Below are 1,959 nucleotides of genomic sequence, written 5' to 3'. Positions count from 1 at the left end.
GGGTGAAGGCCGCGCGCCCCGGGAGAGGCCTCTGCCGGCCATCGACTACGGGCGCCCGCCGAAGCCGCCGCATGCCGAGCAGGCCCGTCCGCCCAAGCCGGCGAAGCCCTCCCGGTCCAGGAACGCACGGGCCACGAAGCCCTCACGCGAGCAGGCGCCCCGGCCGGAAGGCACGACTCCCCCCACCTCCCCTGCCCCGCGCGGCTCGCGCTCGAAGCGCGGTGGACCGAAGAAGCAGTAGCATCGCGGGCGGTGCGGTCATGCACCGCGAGGGGGAACCGCCATGCGTTCATGCATCTTCATCCTGGGCCTGATGGCCTTCTCCGGAGCCTTCCAAGCTGAAGCCGCGGGCAAGCCCGTCGCGCTCATCTGGAAGGGCTCCAAGGACAAGGCCCAGGCCGAAGCCCAGGGGGACACCTGGGCCGACCTCGGGAAGCTGCTCGAGAAGACGGGCCTCACCCTTCCGGACGGTTACCCCAAGCTCGTCGAGAGCAAGACCGTCCCGGGCCTCAAGCCCGGCTTCTGGGTCTGGCTCGTGGGCACGTGCGCTTCCGACGACGCGGCCCCCATCCTCGAGCACCTCAAGCGGCTCGCCCCGGGGACCTACTCCCGCCCCGTGAAGCTCGCCGCGAAGAAGCTCGCCTGTCCCGAGCCGCCGGCCTCCCCCCTGCTGGCCCGGGACGAGGTCCTCAAGCGCTCCTCGGGGGAGACCCTGCGCGTGTTCACCCAGGAGGAGTCCGAATCCCCCGACGAGGAGGGACGCGGAGAATCCATCTCGCGGACCCGGTTCCACTTCGTCCTCTTCGGCAAGGACGGCGAGGTCCTCGCCACGGCGGACGCCGAGGGCGACCTGGACGTCAGCGGAAACGACCCGGGCTCGGGCCCCATCTCCTATCGCTGCACGGGCACGGGCCTCGAAACGCAGGAGGACGACGGCAAGGTGGTCCTCACCCGCCACTGCTCCGCCAACGCCTCCGCCGAATGCGGCTCCATGCTGTCCGCGGACGAGAGCGTCACCGTGACCGTGACCGACAGCGCCGTGTCCGCGAGCGCCGTGGAGCGCACGGACGTCGAGTACGCCGAATGCGACTGAGCGCCCCGCTCAGGGGAAGCGGTACACGGTGACGTAGCCGTCCTGGTGCACCATCTCGCCGCCCAGTTCGTCCGTGATGAACTGGTGGCGGACGGGGTGGAAGTAGTGCGTCACGTACCACTTGAAGTGGTGCTCCTTCAGGTAGCGCCGCATCTCCTCGCGCTCCTCCGGCGTGACGGTGCCAAACGCGTTGCGCATCCCTTCCGCCGCGCGGATGAGCCGCGAGTTCACCATCGCCGACTCCCGCACCGGCAGCCGGGACACCCGGGCGTAGGACACCGGCTTGCCGTGGAACATCTGCTCCCACTGCCCCTGCACGTTGTCCGTCAGCACCGCCGCGGGCATGGGCGCGTCGCGGATCTCGTCGAACACCGGCGCCAACCGGGGAATGGAGGGCACCACCATCTCGAGGCCCCGGTACTCCACGTTCGGAATCAGCGCCACCGCGAGCGCCACCGCCACGCCCAGCCGCGCATCCCGCCGGGACGCCCACGCGCCCGCGTGCGCCGCGGCGAACGCCACCAGCACCGACAGCGACAGGAACGTGAGCAGGATGAAGCGCACCGGCATGCCCCCGCGAGAGAAGAGCGGCACCACGTGCTTGAACACGACGTACGGCATCGGAATCTGGACCTTCAGCGGCACGTTGAACGCCGTCAGCGGCTCTGACAGCGACAGGTACACGGCCAGCCCCAGCAGCAGCAGCACGTCCCGCCGCCACACCCGCTCCCGCCACGCGGGCACCAGCGCCACCACGAGGAAGGTGACGATGAGCAGCACCACCGGCGACACCCGGTCCTCCAGGCCGATGTTGAGCACCGTGCCCATGGACAGCACCGCGAAGCCCAGCCCCAGCCCCAGCCACC

General features: G+C 70.5%; 1 protein-coding gene and 2 pseudogenes. 2 read left to right on the top strand and 1 reads right to left on the bottom strand.

Going from position 1 to position 1,959, the window contains the following annotated elements:
* Together D7V80_RS43355 and D7V80_RS40835 are read left to right on the top strand one after the other, a co-directional pair.
* A pseudogene (locus tag D7V80_RS43355) lies at nt 1-241 on the top strand (hypothetical protein); the annotation flags it as partial.
* Nucleotides 242-283: 42 nt separating this feature from the next.
* The gene (locus D7V80_RS40835; protein WP_120593129.1) at nt 284-1,093 is read left to right on the top strand and encodes a hypothetical protein; all 810 of its coding nucleotides are present in this window, start codon (nt 284-286) and stop codon (nt 1,091-1,093) included.
* Nucleotides 1,094-1,102: 9 nt separating this feature from the next.
* On the opposite strand, the pseudogene D7V80_RS40830 reads toward D7V80_RS40835, so the two are convergent.
* A pseudogene (locus D7V80_RS40830) lies at nt 1,103-1,959 on the bottom strand (hypothetical protein); the annotation flags it as partial.

Source organism: Corallococcus sp. CA054B (assembly GCF_003611625.1).
In the GTDB taxonomy this organism is placed as follows: Bacteria; Myxococcota; Myxococcia; order Myxococcales; family Myxococcaceae; genus Corallococcus; species Corallococcus coralloides.
This window is presented reverse-complemented; position numbering and strand designations above follow the sequence as displayed.